A 16,929-nucleotide genomic window follows, 5' to 3' on the forward strand; every position below is an offset into this window, starting at 1 on the left:
CTGCGCTTCTTCGCCCGATTTCGCCTTGCCTGACCTTAGCTCGCGAGATCAGAAACAGGTTTTAAATAACAAGAGACAACAAGAACCACGCCGAGCTGCCCGTCGTGAGTCTTCTTCGGAAGATTCACCGCGGAACGCCCGGCGGGCTGTTCCCTGAGGGGCAGCCACAGGTGGCGCGGCACCTAAAATGCAGCGCCGATGCGCAATACCTAACGAAGACGGTAGATAAGCATGAATCTTCACGAGTATCAGGGTAAGCAACTGTTCGCTGAGTACGGCCTGCCCGTATCCAAAGGCTTTGCAGTAAACACCCCGGAAGCGGCTGCAGAAGCCTGCGACAAAATCGGTGGTACTGAATGGGTGGTTAAAGCCCAGGTCCACGCAGGTGGTCGCGGTAAGGCCGGTGGTGTGAAGCTGGTTCGCAGCAAAGAAGACGCCAAAGCGTTTGCTCAGCAGTGGCTGGGCAAGCGTCTGGTGACCTACCAGACTGATGCCAATGGTCAGCCGGTCAACCAGATCCTGGTTGAGTCCTGCACCGATATCGCCAAAGAGCTGTATCTGGGCGCCGTAGTCGACCGCTCGAGCCGTCGCATCGTGTTCATGGCCTCCACCGAAGGTGGCGTGGACATCGAGAAGATCGCTCACGATACCCCTGAGAAAATTCTCAAAGCCACTATCGATCCGCTGGTCGGCGCGCAGCCGTTCCAGGGCCGCGAACTGGCGTTCCAACTGGGCCTGCAAGGCGACCAGATCAAGCAGTTCACCCACATTTTCGTGGGCCTGGCCAAACTGTTCCAGGACTACGACCTGGCACTGCTGGAAGTGAACCCGCTGGTAATCAAGGCCGACGGCAACCTGCATTGCCTGGACGCCAAGATCAACATCGACAGCAACGCGATGTATCGCCAGCCAAAACTGCGCGCCATGCACGACCCGTCGCAAGACGACCCGCGCGAAGCTCACGCAGCCAAGTTCGAACTGAACTACGTGGCGCTGGAAGGCAACATCGGTTGCATGGTCAACGGTGCTGGCCTGGCCATGGGCACCATGGATATCGTCAACCTGCACGGTGGCAAGCCGGCCAACTTCCTCGACGTTGGCGGCGGTGCGACCAAAGAACGCGTAACCGAAGCGTTCAAGATCATCCTCTCCGATACCAACGTAGCGGCAGTTCTGGTGAACATCTTCGGCGGTATCGTTCGTTGCGACATGATTGCCGAAGGCATCATCGGTGCAGTGAAAGAAGTCGGCGTGAAGATTCCGGTTGTGGTTCGCCTCGAAGGCAACAACGCCGAACTGGGCGCCAAAGTACTGGCTGAAAGTGGCTTGAACATCATCGCGGCAACCAGCCTGACCGACGCTGCTCAGCAAGTCGTTAAAGCTGCGGAGGGCAAGTAATGAGCGTCCTGATCAATAAAGACACCAAAGTAATCTGCCAGGGCTTCACCGGCTCGCAAGGTACTTTCCACTCCGAACAGGCCATCGCCTACGGCACCAAGATGGTTGGCGGCGTGACTCCGGGCAAAGGCGGCACCACTCACCTGGGTCTGCCGGTGTTCAACACCGTCAAGGAAGCGGTAGAGCAAACTGGCGCCACTGCCAGCGTGATCTACGTTCCGGCTCCGTTCTGCAAGGATTCCATCCTTGAAGCGGCGTTCGGTGGTATCAAGCTGATCGTCTGCATCACCGAAGGCATCGCGACCATCGACATGCTGGAAGCCAAGGTCAAGTGCGACGAGCTGGGCGTAGTCCTGATCGGCCCGAACTGCCCAGGCGTGATCACGCCCGGCGAATGCAAGATCGGCATCATGCCAGGTCACATTCACCTGCCAGGCAAAGTCGGTATCGTGTCGCGTTCCGGCACCCTGACTTACGAAGCCGTGAAGCAGACCACTGACGCCGGCTTCGGCCAGTCCACTTGCGTGGGCATCGGTGGTGACCCGATTCCGGGCTCCAACTTCATCGACATCCTCAAGCTGTTCCAGGAAGATCCGAAGACCGAAGCGATCGTGATGATCGGTGAGATCGGCGGTTCCGCCGAGGAAGAAGCTGCGGCCTACATCAAAGCCCACGTGACCAAGCCGGTGGTGTCCTACATCGCCGGTGTGACTGCCCCTCCAGGCAAGCGCATGGGCCACGCTGGCGCCATCATCTCTGGTGGTAAAGGCACCGCTGACGAGAAGTTCGCAGCGCTGCAGGACGCGGGTGTGAAAACCGTGCGTTCGCTGGCTGACATCGGTAAGGCCTTGGCCGAACTGACTGGCTGGAACGTTAAGTAAGCTTCGGCTGACTGGCGAGAGTAAAACAGAGGCTGCCTTAGGGTGGCCTCTGTGCTTTCTATGCGGACGCGAATCCGTCATGGAGGCGACCAGCCGTTCCGTGCAACGGACAGTCTGACCTACGTCAGTGCTTGGTGAAGACGAACTCGTAGGCTGGCAACTATTTCTCGTGTTCGGCCCCCATAAGGGGTACGGCGCTTAGGGGCTCTGTCCTATCCGGACAGGCAGCATTTCCCTCGATCTCGCAGGGAAACCCTGTGCAAGTTCAGATTTAGCAATGTGCTGCCTCCTTCAATGAAAGTGTTGAAAGGCCAGGACATTCTGGCACTTGGTTTTATGACGTTTGCCCTGTTTGTCGGGGCCGGCAACATCATCTTCCCGCCCATCGTCGGTTTACAGTCCGGCCCGCACTTGTGGATGGCGGCCTTGGGCTTTTTGGTCACCGCTGTCGGTCTGCCCGTGATCACCATTGTGGCGCTGGCCAAGGTCGGCGGTGCCATGGCTGAACTCAGCAGCCCGATTGGCCGGCTGGCTAGTGGCGTACTGGCCGCGGTCTGTTATCTCGCGGTCGGGCCGCTGTTCGCGACACCGCGCACTGCGACGGTGTCCTTCGAAGTCGGTTTGGCGCCTTTGACCGGCAACAGTCTGCTGGCGTTATTCGCTTACAGTTTGGTGTATTTCCTCATCGTGTTCTGGGTCGCGCTTTACCCAGGGCGGCTGCTGGATACGGTAGGGCGCTTCCTCGCGCCGCTGAAGATCATGGCCTTGGCCATGTTGGGCCTTGCGGCCTTTGCCCTGCCGGCGGGCAGCATAGGTACACCCGAGCCGGCCTATGTGGCGGCGCCGTTCTCCCAAGGCTTTATCAATGGTTATCTGACGATGGATACCTTGGGGGCGCTGGTGTTCGGCATCGTCATCGTCAATGCGATCCGCTCCCGTGGGGTGGAGTCGCCGCGGCTGATTACCCGTTATGCGGTGATCGCCGGGCTGATTGCCGGGCTGGGTCTGGCATTGGTGTATATAAGCTTGTTCCGCCTGGGCGCCGGCAGCCATGCCATCGCCGCGGGCGCGAGTAACGGCGCGGCGGTGCTGCATGCCTATGTGCAACACACCTTCGGTTCGTTGGGCAGTGTGTTCCTGGCCGCGCTGATCTGCCTGGCGTGCCTGGTGACGGCGGTCGGTCTGACCTGTGCTTGTGCCGAGTACTTCAGCGGAGTCTTGCCGCTGTCCTACCGCTCCCTGGTTATCTTATTGGCGGGTTTCTCACTGTTGGTTTCGAATCTGGGCTTGACCCTGTTGGTCCAGGTTTCGGTGCCCGTGCTGACGGCGATCTATCCGCCGTGCATCGTCTTGGTGGCGTTGAGTTTCTGTCGCGAGTTTTGGCATGCCTCGAGTCGTGTCATCGCCCCGGTGATGTTGGTCGCGTTGCTGTTCGGCATCATCGATGGCATCAAGGCCGCCGGTTTGGCTCAGTGGATGCCCGAGTGGTTGGCGCATTTGCCGTTAGCCGAGCAAGGTTTGGCCTGGTTGGTACCGGCGGTGCTCACCTTGGCCGTGGCCTCGGTGCTCGATCGTTTGCTGGGCGAGCGCGGCGAAGTGCTGGTTTAAGTCCGGTGCCGGTGAAAGGCCGCCTTCGGGCGGCCTGGCGAAAGCTTCGGCTGGGTATAATCACGGCGGATTCACAAGGAGTTTGCATGTTCATCAGCGAGAGTTATCTAGCGCATTTGCTTGCCGTCCTCTGGTTCATCATCTGTTGGGGTGGTTACTCGCGTTATGCCATTTGGAAGGGCCGCGATACACCGTGTCTGGCCAGCGTGCTGCATCTTTATCGTGAAGACTGGATGCGCCGCTTGTTGCTGCGCGACAATCGCATCGCCGACGCCAGTGTGATCGGTAACCTTGAGCGCAACGCCTCGTTCTTCGCCTCCAGCACCCTGATTATCCTGGCCGGTATTCTTACTGTGCTGGGCTCATCCGATCGTGCGGTGTCGCTGTTGGCGGATCTACCCCTGGTCGAACCGGTCAGCCGTGGGGTCTCGGAGATCAAGCTGCTCTGTCTGGCGGTGGTGTTCGTCTACGCGTTCTTCACCTTCAGTTGGTGTATGCGCCAGTACAACTTTGCCGCGGTACTGATCGGCTCTGCGCCAATGATAGGTGAGCGGCACGTGACCGAGGTGGAGCGTAAGGCGTTCGCCGAGCGGGCTGCGCGGGTGATCTCGATGGCCGCCAACCAGTTCAACCTTGGCCTGCGTGCCTATTATTTCGGCATGGCGACCCTGGCCTGGTTCATCAACCCCTGGTTCTTCATGTTGGTCACCACTGGCGTGGTGCTGGTGTTGTACCGCCGAGAGTTTCATTCCGATGTGTTGGAAGTGATGGTTTACACTCCAACCCCGGTGGTTGAGCCGGCCAAGGAGAGGAACGAATGAGTCTGCCGTTTTGGTGTGTGTTTATTAGTGCCGTGCTGATCTTTGTGGCCAAGATCCCGGTCGCCAAGGCGATGAAGGAAGAGGGCGTTGGCTATGACAACCGTCACCCGCGATCCCAGCAGGCGCGACTGAGTGGCTTCGGCGCGCGGGCCCTGGCCGCGCATCAGAACAGCATCGAGATATTCCCGCTTTTCGCCGCCGGCGTGCTGATGGCCCATGTCACCCAGACCCAGGGCCATCTGGTGGACCTGCTGGCGGTGCTCTTCGTCGTCTCGCGAGTGCTGTACCTGTTCCTCTACTGGAACGACAAGCACCAGTTGCGCAGTCTGGTCTGGGTGGTCGGCCTGGTCTGCTGCCTGCTGCTGATGCTCAGCCCGGCGCTCTGAGAGCAGAAAGCACAAGGCCCGCAACTGCGGGCCTTGTGCTTTCCAGGAGGCGGTAAACCTTACTGGCTTTCCGCCGGTTGTTCTTCCGGTGCGGTGGCTGGAGCGGCCGGAGCAGGTGTGCTCGGCTGCGGCGTGGTGGCTTCAGGGGCGGGTGCGCTCGGCATGGTTTCAGTTGCCGGAGCTGCCGGGGCCTGGACTTTGTCTTCCTCCTTCTTATCGCAGGCAGCAAGACCAAGGCTGGCGGCCAGGAGCAGGGCAAGGGACAGGGTGTTTTTCATCTTTGAGCCTCCATTGTGGCTTTCTTCGTTGATAGCACTTTTGAACTTCAGGTTTTACATTAAGTTCCACTGCGCGTAGGAAGAATCGCACGTCCATGCGCAATCTGACAGATTATCGCCTAGTCCGAGGCTGAAGCTCAGACGGGGGCAGGGTATCATGCGGCTCTTTGCTATGTACCCGCCAAGGTTGCTGTCATGCCGGAAAACCCCATTTTTGAGCGCGCCCAGCGCTTTCTCTCGGCCTTGCGCCATTGCCAGGTACTCGCCATGAAGGTGCATGCTGCGGACAGCCAGGGCCTGACCCTGCGCCTGCCCTACAGCCCGCAAATTATTGGTAATCCGGAAACTGGCGTGATCCATGGCGGCGCCATTACCACGCTGATGGACACCACCTGCGGTATTTCCATTGTCTGTGTGCTGCCGGAATTCGAGGTGTGCCCGACTCTCGACCTGCGTATCGACTACATGCACCCGGCCGAGCCGAACAAGGATGTCTATGGGGTCGCCGAATGCTACCGAGTGACGCCGAATATCATCTTCACCCGTGGTTTCGCCTATCAGGACGACCCGCAGCAGCCGATCGCCCATGTGGTCGGGACCTTTATGCGCATGGGCAAGGGTGCCCAGGGTGGCAAAGAACTTAAGCGGGATATTCAAGGCGGTGCTGCATGAGAGCCCTGAACCTCAACCAATTGGTGCGCGAAGCGCACGAGCAGAATGACTACGACGGGCTGCTCAGCCTGATTCCCTATGCCAAGTTGCTCGGTATCGAGTGTGTACGGCTAGGCGATGACGTGGTCTTTCGGCTGCCGGCGAACAAGGACAACATCGGCAATCCGCTGCTGCCCGCACTGCATGGCGGGGTGATCGCCGGCTTTATGGAGCATGGCGCCATGCTCCATCTGCTGATGTTCATGGGTATTCCACATTTGCCGAAAATCATCGACTTCTCGATAGATTACCTGCGCGCCGGCCATTATCGTGACACCTATGCCCAATGTCAGGTGTGGCGCCAAGGCCGTCGCGTCGCCAACGTTGCGATTACGGCCTGGCAGACCACTCAAGCCGAGCCGATTGCCACCGCACGGGCCCACTTCAAGGTCGACGAACCTTAAGCTGCGCGATTACCGCAGGCCGAGCGCGGTTTAAGAATAAGGAATTCTGGATGGATGCGTTGCTGATTCTCGGTGGCTTGCTGCTGATTCTGGTCGGGCTGGTCTGGCTGGTCATGCTGGCCTTCGGTACCAGCCTGTTCTGGGGTTTGGGCAGTTTGTTGCTGCCGCTTACCCTGGTGTATGTACTGCGTTACTGGCGTGTCGCGCGCAAAGCGGTAGTGCTGAGCGCGCTGGGCTTTATTCCTCTGGTGGTCGGTTTGACCTTGCTCGCCAATCACGATGCGCAGCGGCTGGAAGCCATTCTCAGCCTGAATTGGCTTAAGCCTGAGGCACAGGCGCCGGTCGAGTTGGCCATTCACTTGCGTGGCGAGCTGAATGGCCAGCCGTTTGCCCCGCAGCAAGGCGAGTTGATTGACGGCAGCTTGAGCCTGCGTGAGGGGCAAGACTTTTTCGCCCGCCGCGAAATCAGCATCCGTCTGCCGCAACCGGTCAGCGGTGCCGTGCGGGTGGACGTGCTACCGCAAGATCGCGGCTCCTTACCGGAAGTGCAGGTCAGCTGGTTGCTGCCCGAGCAGGAGTTACCCGAGGCGCGCCGCCTGAGCCACGGCTACACCCTGCATCTGGATCTCAAACCCCTGGCACCGAACAAGCTGGTGGGCGACTTCCACTTGGTCTTGCCGCCGCAATTCAAGACCACCTTGAGCGGTAAGGTCGAGTTGTTCAGTGATCGTCTGCGTTACCTCGACGCTAAAGTCGATACCCGTTTCGATTCGCGCGATACCCTGGCCTATGTGATCGAGGACTACCTGAAACGCCGCTTTGCGACTCGATTGGTGCAGTTGGCCAGCTTGCCAGCGGTGACTTTGCCAGCCACTAATGTTGAGCTGGAAGTCGATGCGCAGATCAATGGCCGGCCTCAACATGTGCCGTTGCAGCTGAAAAAAAGCCAATCGCAGGGCTGGGTGGTGCAAGGGGATCATTTTTCGCCCCTGCCAGCCGAATCAGCGACTAGCGTCGGCAGCCGCCAGGCCGCCACGGGGAATCCAATGCCCGCCTCGGAGCAGGCCGGCCTTTCACTGGATAGGCGTTTGGGTTTCACCTTACAGCGCCTGCAAAGCAGCCCGAGTCGTTATCAGAACTTGAGCATGCGGATCGTGACTGAGCGCGGCAGCCTGGCCGAAGGTCGTTTCACCGGTATTAACCCGGACGGCCGCATCGTCATCCGGAGCAATCTGAGCGGGCAGGGCGAGGCCAGCTTTGCCGTGCGGCCGCAAGAGATCAAGACGATTGAACTGCTCGAACCCTGATGGGCTAAGAACCTGTTCAAGATCGTCGCGAGCGCAGGTCAGGGCCGCACCCGTTCCCTACGGGTCGCGGCATTCCCCACATCCATGTGGGTCACAAGGCGCAACGCAGCAAAGCGGAGTAACAGCCGAAGGCTGGCCCGCAGGGTGAGCGTAGCGAGTCAAACAGGCGAGGACGCGGAGTTTACGAGTGGTAAATGAGCAGTCCGAGCCTGTTTTCAACGCAGCATGGCCAAGCGCAGCAGTTATTGAACAGGTTCTAAACACTTGAAATCTCTGTCGTTGCCCCCATCTGCATGACATCCGCCGCAATCGCGGCTTATGCCATCTGAGTGGAGTTAGACGACCATGAGTGTGGAAACTCAAAAAGAAACCCTGGGCTTCCAGACCGAGGTGAAGCAATTGCTTCACCTGATGATCCATTCGCTGTATTCCAACAAGGAAATCTTCCTTCGCGAATTGATCTCCAACGCCTCCGATGCGGCCGACAAGCTGCGCTTCGAGGCCCTGGCCAAGCCGGACCTGCTGGAAGGCGGTGATCCGCTGAAGATCCGGGTCAGCTTCGATAAAGACGCCAATACCGTCATCCTCGAAGACAACGGCATCGGCATGAGCCGCGAGGATGCGGTCACGCATCTGGGCACCATCGCCAAGTCCGGCACCGCCGACTTCATGAAGCATCTGTCGGGCGATCAGAAGAAAGATTCGCACCTGATCGGCCAGTTCGGCGTGGGTTTCTACTCGGCCTTTATCGTTGCCGACCGGGTGGATGTCTTCACTCGCCGTGCCGGCCTGCCGGCCAGCGAGGGGGTGCATTGGGAGTCCCATGGCGAGGGTGAATTCAGTATCGCCAGCATCAACAAGCCCGAGCGCGGTACGCGCATCGTGCTGCACCTGAAGAGTGGCGAAACCGAGTTCGCCGACGGCTGGCGCCTGCGCAACATCATCAAGAAGTACTCCGACCATATCGCCCTGCCGATTGAACTACCTAAAGAGCAGCATGGCGAAGAGACCCCGGCCGAGCCTGAGTGGGAAACCGTCAACCGCGCCAGTGCACTCTGGACTCGCCCGCGCACCGAGGTGAAGGACGAGGAATACCAGGAGTTCTACAAGCACGTCGCCCACGATTTCGAGAACCCGCTGGGCTGGAGCCACAATAAGGTCGAAGGCAAGCTGGAATACACCTCGCTCTTGTATGTGCCGGGGCGTGCGCCGTTCGATCTGTACCAGCGTGAAGCGCCGCACGGCTTGAAGCTGTATGTGCAACGCGTCTTCATCATGGATCAGGCCGACGAATTCCTGCCGCTGTACCTGCGCTTCATCAAGGGCGTGGTCGATTCCAACGACCTGTCGCTGAACATTTCCCGCGAGATCCTGCAGAAGGACCCGGTGATCGACTCGATGAAGTCGGCGCTGACCAAGCGTGCGCTGGACATGCTCGAGAAGCTGGCGAAGAACGAGCCCGAGCAATACAAAGGCTTCTGGAAGAACTTCGGCCAGGTGATCAAGGAAGGCCCGGCGGAAGACTTCGCCAACAAGGAGAAGATCGCCGGCCTGCTGCGTTTCGCCTCCACCAGCGATGACAGTGGCGAGCCAAGCGTCGCCCTGGCCGACTACCTCGGTCGCGTCAAAGAGGGTCAGGACAAGATTTACTACCTGACCGGCGAAAGCTACGCCCAGGTGAAGAACAGCCCGCACCTGGAAGTCTTCCGCAAGAAAGGCATCGAAGTGTTGCTGCTCACCGACCGTATCGACGAGTGGCTGATGAGCTACCTCACCGAGTTCGACGGTAAGCACTTCGTCGACGTCGCCCGTGGCGATCTGGACCTGGGTAAATTGGATTCGGAAGAAGACAAGAAAACCCAGGAAGAGGCGGCCAAGGCCAAAGAAGGCCTGGTCGAGCGCCTGAAAACGGCGTTGGGCAGCCAAGTCAGTGAGGTGCGGGTTTCTCATCGCCTGACCGACTCGCCGGCGATTCTGGCGATTGGCGAACAGGACTTGGGCATGCAGATGCGCCAGATCCTCGAAGCCAGTGGGCAGAAGGTGCCGGACTCGAAGCCGATTTTCGAGTTCAACCCGGCGCATCCGCTGATCGAGAAGCTGGATGCCGAGCAGAGCGAAGAGCGTTTTGGCGACCTGTCGCACATCCTCTTCGATCAGGCTGCCTTGGCGGCTGGCGATAGCCTGAAAGACCCGGCGGCCTATGTGCGCCGGCTGAACAAGCTGTTGGTGGAACTCTCTGCCTGACAGGCGACGAAAAGAAAAAGCCCGCATTGCGGGCTTTTTTTTGGGCTGTTCGATGCCCGGGGCTATTGTTGAAAGGCTATTCATTCAACAGGAGTACGGTCGATGAAGAAGTCATTTATACCCCTGGCGTTGGTTGGCTTGGTCGGGCTGGCCGAGGCCGCTGTGGTGACCAAGGCGGTGCCTTACGAGATCGACGGCGAGGCCTTCGAAGGCATGTTGATCTATGACAATGCGGTGACCAGCCCGCGTCCAGGGCTGTTGATGGTGCCCGACTGGCTCGGTGTGACCGAGGAATCGGCCAAGCTGGCCGCTCGCGCCGCTGGCAGCAAGTACGTGGTATTCATGGCGGACATGTACGGCAAGGCGGTGCGCCCGTCCAACCCGGATGAGGCGAAAGCCGCAGCCACCCTGGTGCGTGCGGATCGGGCCATGATGCGCAAGCGCGCTCAGGCCGCGGTCGAGGTGCTCAAAGCCCAGGCGCCGCAGGTCGACACCGGCAAACTCGGGGCGATCGGCTTCTGCTTCGGTGGCGGCTCGGTGCTGGAGTTGGCCCGCTCGGGTGCGCCGCTGAAAGGCTTCGTGTCTTTCCATGGCAACCTGGATACGCCGAACCCGGCGGATGCGCAGAACATCAAGGCACCGGTGCTGGTGCTGCATGGCGCGAACGATCCGTCGGTGCCACAGGCGCAGGTCGATGGCTTTATCGCCGAGATGAAAGCGGCGAAAACCGATTGGCAACTGGTCAGCTATGGCGGGGCGGTGCATTCCTTCACCAACCCGCTGGCCAATGTGCCGGGACGCAACCAGTACCATCCGCTGGTGGCTAGCCGTGCCTTCAAGGCCATGAATGATCTGTTCGATGAGGTGCTTGCCGCGCCGTAGCCGTGGCGAGTACCGCTTGGCAGGCCTGCCACATCACCTCGCGTGTCGGGCAGGCTTGCCAGCGACTGGTCGCAGGCCGTCAGGGGCAGGTCGTTTCAACGCGGCAACTCGATGCGCTCGGTTTCCCCAGGCACCAGCGCTAGCCAAATCTGCAAACCATGCAGCCGCGAACCGCTTTTAAACAGTTCGGCCGGGGTCCGCTCGACATGGGCCACGCCGCTGCCTGCGGTCATCCAGCTTGCACCCGTTGATCCGAGCCGAGGCTGTCCTTGTGCAGCACTTCGCCTTCGAACAGGTAGGTGAGGGTGGAGAGGCCGATATGCGGATGCTGGCGGATATTCATCCCGTTACCCGGCGCAAAGGTGTTGGCCAGTATGTGGTCGAAGAACACGAAGGGCCCAACGCTGCGGCACTGGGCCGAGGGCAGGGGGCGCAGGATCGGCTGACCTTCGACGTCCTCGGCACGGGGGCGGATGAGAATAAGGCTGGGCATGGTGGACTCTCGCAATGGGCTATGCGACATGCCCTCTGGTGGTAGGGCGTTTCTTACCGAGAGCGCTGGGCACCGCGCAGCAGGCGCCTGCACGCAACCAAGTGTCGCTAAGTTGAGCAGGGTTGTGCCGCTGCCGCTAGATTCATCGCGCCGCCAGGTGGTTAAGCACGGGCTTGTGGTACTCAGGCGCCAGCGTTGCAGTGGCTCTGTCATCAGCCTGTCATGCCAGCGTCATAGGCTCGCGGCATCCCAATCAAGGAGCGCGATATGCAATACACCCGTTTGAGTGCGCTGGCTGCGCTGATGCTGTTTGCCGGCTTGGCCAATGCCGAAGTGCGTGTCGAAGGGCCGGTCGAGTACGGCATTTTCGAGAGCAGCGCGCAGAACCTGCAGCCCGGCGAGCGAGTGCTGATGCGCAGCAACCAGCAGATCAAACAGACCGACGTGATACCCGCGAAGCTCGGTACCAAGTTCGGCATGCGCTACAGCCTGAGCGGCAAACAGGCTGACGACACGCCGTTGACCCTGCTGTATTTCACCCCCGGAATGCTTTCGCCGGACGGCAAACGGCACGACAAGTTTGAACTGGTGCAAAAGCTGGTGGTCGGCGCGCCGCAAGACGTGATGGCGTTTGAGTTCACCGAGAACCATGAGGTCGTGCCGGGCGAGTGGCGCTTTATGGTGTTCCAGGGTGACCGTCTGTTGGCGGAGCAACGCTTTAACGTGCGTTGATTCGTACCGTTGTTTAGCAAAGCCCGAGCCGGCATACGGCTCGGGCTTTTTTATGGGCCTCACGGATGACCGTGGAGCGGGCAAAGCTCTGAATTTAGCACTCTGAGGTTGCAGTTTTGGGCCTCGGTCGACCTGTGGCTACGACCAGCAGCACGGCGCATGATGGTCGGCCGGCTATGCTGTTGACGTTGACGTTGCCGATGACGGCTTGAGGTTTGCGCATGAGCGAGAGCATTCAGGTGCTGGTGGTGGATGACGAGCCCGAGGTGCGCCAATTGCTGGAAGACTATCTCGGCGCTCAGGGTTACGCGGTGCAGAGCGTGGGCAGCAGCGCCGAGCTGCGGGAAAAGCTGGCTAGCCAGCTGCCGGATGTGGTGCTGCTGGATGTCGGCCTGCCGGGCGAGGATGGCCTCAGCCTCGCGCGCTTTCTGCGTGAACGGCATGACCTGCCGGTGATCATGATCTCGGGGGCGGGCAGCCCGTTGGATCGCATCATCGGCCTGGAGGTCGGGGCCGACGACTACTTGGCCAAGCCCTTCGATCCGCGCGAGCTGTTGGCCCGGCTGAAGACCGTGCTGCGTCGCTATCAACGCACCCCGGCCGCGCAGCAGGATGCCGGCAAGGCGGCCCATCGTGTGCAATTGGGGCGCTACCAGTTGGATCTGGACAGTCATCAGTTACTCGATGAAAACGGCACGGAGATCGCCTTGACCGTCATGGAATTCGACCTGCTGCAGGCGTTCGCCCAGCGGCCGAACCGCCCGCTGTCCCGCGATCAATTGCTCAACCTGACCCAGAATCGCGACTGGAACCCGTTTGACCGTTCCATCGACATTCGCATTGCCCGCCTGCGGCGCAAGCTGGAAGCCGACCCGGACAAGCCGCAGATTATCCGTACCGTGCGCGGGGTGGGCTATATGTGCGTGCCCGGGCCTCAGCGTTAGGTACGCCGAGTGTTTCAATTGTTTCAGCCTGGTTGTTCGGCTGCTTGAGCGCCAGCGGCCAACTCTATACTCGGCAGGAAAGCCCCTGAAGCGGAGCCCATTGCATGAGCCAACCACTGCCAAGCCCGATTGTCACCGCCCCAGGTGCCGGCGCCATCGCGGCGGAACACCAGTTGCGGCAGATCATCGATAACAGCAATGCGGTGATCTACGTGAAGGATCTGCAGGGTCGCTATCGTCTGGTCAACCGTGCCTTCGAAAATCTCTTCCAGCTGTCCGCCGCGCAGGTGCTGGGGCAGACCGATCACCAACTGTTCCCGGAAAGCATGGCCGCTAGCCTGCGGGCCAACGACCTGAACGTGGCGCATCTTGGCCAGTCGCGCGAATTCGAGGAGCAGTTGCAGGTCGGCGAACGGGCCTCGACCTACCTGTCGAGTAAATTCCCGCTGTTCGACGCCGAGGGCCGGGTGACCGCAGTGTGTGGCATCTCGACCGATATCAGCGATCGGGAAAAGGTCGAGGATGCCCTGCGTTATGTCGCGCTGGGGGTGTCGGCGGCCACCGGTACCGAGGTGTTCGAGGCCATTGCCCGCTATCTGGCGCGCTCGCTGCAAGCCGATTTCGCCTTTGTCAGCCGGGTCAGCGATGAGGGGCCGCAGCGCTTGACCACGCTGGCCCTGTATTACAACGGCAAACTCCACAGGAATGCTAGCTACGAGCTGGCGGGCACTCCCTGCGAGCAAGTGTTCAACGGCACGTTCCACTTCGTCGGCAGTAAGCTGCTTGAGCTCTATCCAAGCGACAGCGTCCTGGCGTCGATCGGGGTGCAGAGCTATGCCGGCTATCCGCTCTTCGCCAGTGATGGGCGGCCGTTGGGCCTGATCGCCGCCGGACGTTGCAGCCCTTTGCAAGAGGACCGCAGTCGGGTCGAGTCGGTGCTGCGGATCTTCTCGGTGCGCGCCGCCGCCGAATTGCAGCGGCTGGATGCCGAGGCCAGCTACCGGGCGATTTTCGAAGCTTCGGAAGACGCTATTTTCGTCCTCGACTTGCACAGCGGCGCGCTGGTCGACGTCAACCCGCGGGCTTGCCAGGCCTACGGTTACAGCTATGAGGAAATGCTCAGCCTGGGAGTGGATACCTTCAGCGCCGGTTATCCGCCCTACACCGATGTCGATGCGGCCGGCTGGCTGGCGCGGGCGCGGGAGGGCGAACCGCAGCGTTTCGAATGGCACCGGCGCAACCGCGATGGCGGTCTGCACTGGGACGAGGTGTTCCTCAAGCGGGCCACCATCGGCGGGATCGAGCGGATTCTCGCCTTCACCCGCGAGATCACCCAGCGCAAGGAGGCCGAACAGGCCCTGCGCGCCAGCGAACAGCAGTACCGCACCATCGTCAGTACGGCGCTGGACTGCATCATCGGCATGGACAGTCATGGGCGCATCACGACCTTCAACCCCGCGGCCGAGCAGTGTTTCGGCTACAGCAGGGAACAGGCGCTTGGCCAGCCCTGGGCCGAGTTGATGATCCCGGAGCGCTTGCGCGAAACCTATAAAAAGGCGCTGGTCAGCCACCTGCAGGAGGGTGATGGGCCGCTATTCGGGCGCCGCGTCGAGCTCAGCGCGCAGCGCGCCAATGCCGAGGAGTTTCCTGCGGAGCTGGCGATTTCCGTGGTCCAGGAAGCCGAGGGGCCGAGTTTTATCTGTTACCTGCGCGATATCACCGAGCGCAAGGAGGCCGAGGAGCAACGCGAGCGCCTGGAACGGCAACTGCGGCAAGCGCAGCGGATGGAGGCCATCGGCCACCTGACCGGGGGCATCGCCCATGATTTCAATAACCTGCTGACCAGCATGCTCGGTTACACGGTGATGGCCGAGGAACATGCCGAGCGCCTCGGTGACGAGCGCCTGGGGCAGTACCTGGGGCGGGTGCAGCGCTCGGCGGAGAAGGCCCGCGACCTGATCCAGCAGATGCTCACCTTCAGCCGCGGCAGCCGTGGCCAGCCGCAACCGGTGGCCCTGGATAGCCTGATCGGCGACTTCATCCGCCTGCTCGAATCGACCCTGCCGGCAACGGTGGAGATCGATACCCAACTGGGCGAGGGTCTGCCGCTGGTGCTGGTCGACCCGGTGCAGCTGGAACAGGTGCTGATGAACCTGTGTATCAATGCCCGTGATGCCATGGGCAGCGTCGGCCAACTGCATATCGGCCTGCAACGCCGCGCTTATCCGGCCGCCGTCTGCACCTCCTGTCAGCAGGCTTTCGCCGGTGACTATCTGCTGCTCTCGGTGCAGGACAGCGGACCCGGCATCGACCCGGCGGTGCAGACGCGCATGTTCGAACCGTTCTTCACCACCAAGGCGTTGGGGCAGGGCAGCGGCATGGGCTTGTCGATGGTGCATGGCATCGTCCACGAATATGGCGGGCACATCCTGTTGCAGAGCGCACCAGGGCAGGGCACGGGGTTTCAGGTGCTGCTTCCACCCATGGCCGGCACCAGCAGCTGCAGTGCTGAGCCACACAGGCTGATGGACCCGGATGCGCTCTTGCCGCCGCTGAGCGGGCGGGTGGTGGTGGTCGACGATGAGCCGCTGGTGGCTGAGTTCATGGCCGAACGCCTGGCGCAATGGGGCGCCGAGGTGCGGGTCTTCTCTGATGCGCAAGAGGCCTCGGCACTGTTGCTGGCCGACCCCTATGCCTGGGATTTCGTCATCCTCGACCAGAGCATGCCGCGCCTCACCGGCCTGCAACTGGCGCGGCGCCTGCTGGCCGCGCGGGCCGATATGCCGATTGCGCTCTACAGCGGTTTCAGCGACCAGCTGACCGAGGCCGAGGTGATCGCCCAAGGGCTCAAGGCCTTGCTGCACAAGCCGCTGGATCAGGTGCAATTGCACGCCCTGTTGCGTGCCCATCTACCACTGGCTTGAGTCGGCCGGAAACCTGCTGCAACCAAGCTGATACAAACTATGCCTTGTTGGCCATCGAGCTGATACAGCGCCGGTGCAACCTGACCTCAACTGCAGAAAGCCTTGCAGATATTCATCACTGAGGCAGGACTACCACCATGAAACGCTTAGCGATCTTCCTGTATGGCGTCGCCAGTTATGCGATCTTCTTCGTCACCTTCCTCTATGCCATCGGCTTTGTCGGCAACCTGCCGCAGGTGCCGAACAGCATCGACGGCACGCCCGGGCTGGGGTTCTGGAGTGCTCTGGGGGTGGACGTGCTGCTGCTGGGAATCTTTGTCGTGCAGCACAGTGGCATGGCGCGACCGGCTTTCAAACGCTGGTTGACCCGGGTCATCCCGCAGACCGCCGAGCGCAGCACCTATGTGCTGTTCTCCAGCCTGGCGCTGATCTTGCTGTTCAGCTTCTGGCAGCCGCTGGGCGGGCTGATCTGGCAGGTGGACAACCATTCCGGGCGCCTGGTGCTGGGCGCAACCTTTGGTTTCGGCTGGGCGCTGTTGCTCTACAGTAGCGTCCTGCTCAATCACTTCGAGCTGTTCGGTCTGCGTCAGGTCAGCTTGCAACTGCTGGGTAAAGCCTATGAGCCGCTGCCGTTGCAGGCTTCTGGCGCTTATGCGCTGGTGCGTCATCCGCTCTATGCCGGCTGGCTGCTGTGCTTCTGGGCGACCCCAAGTATGAGCGCGGCGCACCTGCTGTTCGCGTTGCTGACCACGGTCTATATCTTGATCGCTATCCGGCTGGAGGAACGCGACCTGCTGACGGCGCATCCCGAGTATCGCCGTTATCGCCAGCAGGTGCCGATGCTGCTGCCACGCTTTGGCCAACAGCCACGGCAGGATGAGAACGCCAGTGAGCTGGCTTGAGGCCTGAGTGCGTG

The 16,929-nt window shown here is 60.9% G+C and carries 15 protein-coding genes and 1 pseudogene; 14 read left to right on the forward strand and 2 right to left on the reverse strand.

Going from position 1 to position 16,929, the window contains the following annotated elements; all coding sequences use genetic code 11:
* The first annotated feature begins 231 nt into the window (after nt 1-231).
* From sucC to FFS12_RS03280, 5 genes are all read left to right on the forward strand, one after another.
* The gene (gene sucC, locus FFS12_RS03260) at nt 232-1,398 is read left to right on the forward strand and encodes an ADP-forming succinate--CoA ligase subunit beta (protein ID WP_137885500.1); all 1,167 of its coding nucleotides are present in this window, start codon (nt 232-234) and stop codon (nt 1,396-1,398) included.
* Complete coding sequence (gene sucD / locus FFS12_RS03265; RefSeq protein WP_119955369.1) at nt 1,398-2,279, forward strand: succinate--CoA ligase subunit alpha; 882 nt, start codon at nt 1,398-1,400, stop codon at nt 2,277-2,279. Before sucC ends, sucD begins: the two co-directional genes overlap by 1 nt.
* Before the next feature lie 294 nt (nt 2,280-2,573).
* On the forward strand, nt 2,574-3,887 hold the full coding sequence (brnQ, locus tag FFS12_RS03270; protein WP_137885501.1) for a branched-chain amino acid transport system II carrier protein: 1,314 nt from the start codon (nt 2,574-2,576) through the stop codon (nt 3,885-3,887).
* A gap of 86 nt (nt 3,888-3,973) precedes the next feature.
* Nucleotides 3,974-4,708, forward strand: a complete 735-nt coding sequence (locus tag FFS12_RS03275; protein ID WP_137885502.1) for a DUF599 domain-containing protein — start codon at nt 3,974-3,976, stop codon at nt 4,706-4,708.
* Complete coding sequence (locus FFS12_RS03280; RefSeq protein WP_137885503.1) at nt 4,705-5,094, forward strand: MAPEG family protein; 390 nt, start codon at nt 4,705-4,707, stop codon at nt 5,092-5,094. The genes FFS12_RS03275 and FFS12_RS03280 overlap by 4 nt, the downstream gene beginning before the upstream one ends.
* A 59-nt stretch (nt 5,095-5,153) precedes the next feature.
* On the opposite strand, the gene FFS12_RS03285 is transcribed toward FFS12_RS03280, so the two are convergent.
* Entirely contained in the window at nt 5,154-5,372 is a 219-nt protein-coding gene (locus tag FFS12_RS03285; RefSeq protein WP_137817236.1) for a hypothetical protein, read from the reverse strand.
* 195 nt (nt 5,373-5,567) lie between these two features.
* On the opposite strand from FFS12_RS03285, the gene FFS12_RS03290 reads away from it, so the two are divergent.
* The 5 genes from FFS12_RS03290 (at nt 5,568) to FFS12_RS03310 (ending at nt 10,920) form a co-directional block, all read left to right on the forward strand.
* Nucleotides 5,568-6,044: a PaaI family thioesterase gene (locus FFS12_RS03290; RefSeq protein WP_137885504.1), complete on the forward strand. Its 477-nt coding sequence runs from the start codon at nt 5,568-5,570 to the stop codon at nt 6,042-6,044.
* The gene (locus FFS12_RS03295) at nt 6,041-6,487 is read left to right on the forward strand and encodes a PaaI family thioesterase (RefSeq protein ID WP_137885505.1); all 447 of its coding nucleotides are present in this window, start codon (nt 6,041-6,043) and stop codon (nt 6,485-6,487) included. Before FFS12_RS03290 ends, FFS12_RS03295 begins: the two co-directional genes overlap by 4 nt.
* Before the next feature lie 50 nt (nt 6,488-6,537).
* The gene (locus FFS12_RS03300) at nt 6,538-7,794 is read left to right on the forward strand and encodes an MFS transporter (RefSeq protein ID WP_137885506.1); all 1,257 of its coding nucleotides are present in this window, start codon (nt 6,538-6,540) and stop codon (nt 7,792-7,794) included.
* 345 nt (nt 7,795-8,139) lie between these two features.
* A complete protein-coding gene (gene htpG / locus FFS12_RS03305) occupies nt 8,140-10,038 on the forward strand; it encodes a molecular chaperone HtpG (RefSeq protein WP_137885507.1) in 1,899 nt (632 codons plus the stop codon).
* Nucleotides 10,039-10,140: 102 nt separating this feature from the next.
* The gene (locus FFS12_RS03310) at nt 10,141-10,920 is read left to right on the forward strand and encodes a dienelactone hydrolase family protein (protein ID WP_137885508.1); all 780 of its coding nucleotides are present in this window, start codon (nt 10,141-10,143) and stop codon (nt 10,918-10,920) included.
* 137 nt (nt 10,921-11,057) lie between these two features.
* Here the strand turns inward: FFS12_RS03310 and FFS12_RS03315 are convergent.
* A pseudogene (locus FFS12_RS03315) lies at nt 11,058-11,413 on the reverse strand (pirin family protein); the annotation flags it as partial.
* A gap of 267 nt (nt 11,414-11,680) precedes the next feature.
* Between FFS12_RS03315 and FFS12_RS03320 the strand changes: the two are divergent.
* The 4 genes from FFS12_RS03320 (at nt 11,681) to mddA (ending at nt 16,915) form a co-directional block, all read left to right on the forward strand.
* The gene (locus tag FFS12_RS03320; protein ID WP_137885509.1) at nt 11,681-12,145 is read left to right on the forward strand and encodes a DUF3859 domain-containing protein; all 465 of its coding nucleotides are present in this window, start codon (nt 11,681-11,683) and stop codon (nt 12,143-12,145) included.
* A gap of 221 nt (nt 12,146-12,366) precedes the next feature.
* Nucleotides 12,367-13,089 carry a response regulator gene (locus FFS12_RS03325; RefSeq protein WP_137885510.1) on the forward strand — a complete coding sequence of 241 codons (723 nt, stop codon included), beginning with the start codon at nt 12,367-12,369 and terminating at the stop codon, nt 13,087-13,089.
* 104 nt (nt 13,090-13,193) lie between these two features.
* On the forward strand, nt 13,194-16,013 hold the full coding sequence (locus FFS12_RS03330) for a PAS domain S-box protein (protein WP_137885511.1): 2,820 nt from the start codon (nt 13,194-13,196) through the stop codon (nt 16,011-16,013).
* Between the two features lie 137 nt (nt 16,014-16,150).
* Nucleotides 16,151-16,915, forward strand: a complete 765-nt coding sequence (gene mddA, locus FFS12_RS03335; RefSeq protein ID WP_137817228.1) for a methanethiol S-methyltransferase — start codon at nt 16,151-16,153, stop codon at nt 16,913-16,915.
* Nucleotides 16,916-16,929: the final 14 nt, after the last annotated feature.

Source organism: Pseudomonas sp. 2FE, from assembly GCF_005503735.1.
In the GTDB taxonomy this organism is placed as follows: Bacteria; Pseudomonadota; Gammaproteobacteria; order Pseudomonadales; family Pseudomonadaceae; genus Aquipseudomonas.